Here is a 1,495-nt window from a genome sequence, read left to right on the forward strand (position 1 = left end):
ATAACTTACAGGCACCTTCTCCAGGATTGCTGACATAAACCTCAGCTTCAATACCTGTTTTTTCTTTATAATTTTTCTTGATCATATCTATAAATTGATCTATCTTGTCTTTTTTGACTAAATTAACCGTACAGCCTCCAAAACCAGCTCCAGTCATTCTGGCTCCCTCAACACCGGTTTCTGCTGCTAAATTAACTAAAATATCTAATTCTTCACAGCTGACCTCATAATCTTCACTTAAACTTTTATGGGAGGCATACATCAAGTCACCAAATTTCTGCAGATCATCAGCTTCTAAGGCTTTTTGACTTTCTAAAACTCTTTTATTTTCACTGACTACATGATGAGCTCTTTTGTAAACATTTTCTGCCAGTTCAGCTTTATATTTTTCTACTGTTTCAAGATCAAGATCTCTTAAAGCAGTGATTTTACTATCTTCTTTTTCTGCAAAAAACTCTACAGCCTGATCACATTCACTTCGGCGCTCATTATATTTAGAATCTACAAGACCTCTTTCCACTCTAGAATTACAGATTACAATTTGATAATTTTCATTTTCAAAAGGTACCAGCTGATAATCATTTGTTCTGCAGTCAATTAACAGGGCATGGTCTTTTTGACCCAGCCGGGAAATATACTGATCCATAATTCCACACTGTACTCCGACAAAATTATTTTCTGCTCTCTGAGCAAGCAGAGCCATTTCTATTCCATCAATTTTAATTTTATGCAGATCAGTAACTGCCAGAGCAGTAACTACCTCCAGAGCAGCTGAAGAACTTAATCCCGACCCCTGAGGAATATTACCGGTAAACATTAAATTAAATCCCTGCAGGCTTTCTCCTAATTTCTGAATCTCATCAATAACTCCCATTATATAATTTGCCCAGATGTTTTCTTCATCATATTCTAAATTATCCAGATCATATTCTACCATCTGATCATAATCGAGAGAATAGAATTTTATTTTTCTATCAGATCGCAGCTGGGCCAGCATTGTAATCTCTTTTTCAATTGCCATCGGCATCACGAAACCATCATTATAGTCTGTATGTTCACCGATTAAATTAACCCGTCCTGGTGCTTTGTAAGCTCCATTTTCTAAGTCAAAATCTCTAAAAATTCTTCCAAACTTATCACATAATTCCTGTATATCCATAATTGCAACACCTCTTTTATAATTTTAATTTGACTAATAAAACTCATTCTCGCTTTTAGATTAAATACTCAAACTTCGCACTTGTGAAAGTGCTTTTGCACCTTGAAAATTCAATATTATTTACTCAAACTTCGCACTTGTAAAAGTGCTTTTGCACCTTGAAATTTCAATATTATTTAGCAAAAAAATAGCATGAAACCCCCGTTTCTGGTATAATTGAATAGCAAAAAACAAAAAACCATAACGGAGGTTCATGCTATGAAAATTATACCACAAATTTACCAGAATGATAAGAGAATTTTTTCTACTGTCTCAACTTTTTTTAAAAAATATCGA

At 34.0% G+C, this 1,495-nt stretch carries 1 protein-coding gene; it reads right to left on the reverse strand.

From position 1 onward, the window contains the following. A partial coding sequence (locus CI949_RS20625; RefSeq protein ID WP_110301353.1) for a galactokinase occupies positions 1–1,159 on the reverse strand: 1,159 nt, incomplete at its 3' end. Positions 1,160–1,495 lie beyond the last annotated feature (336 nt).

The organism is Halanaerobium sp., from assembly GCF_003070835.1.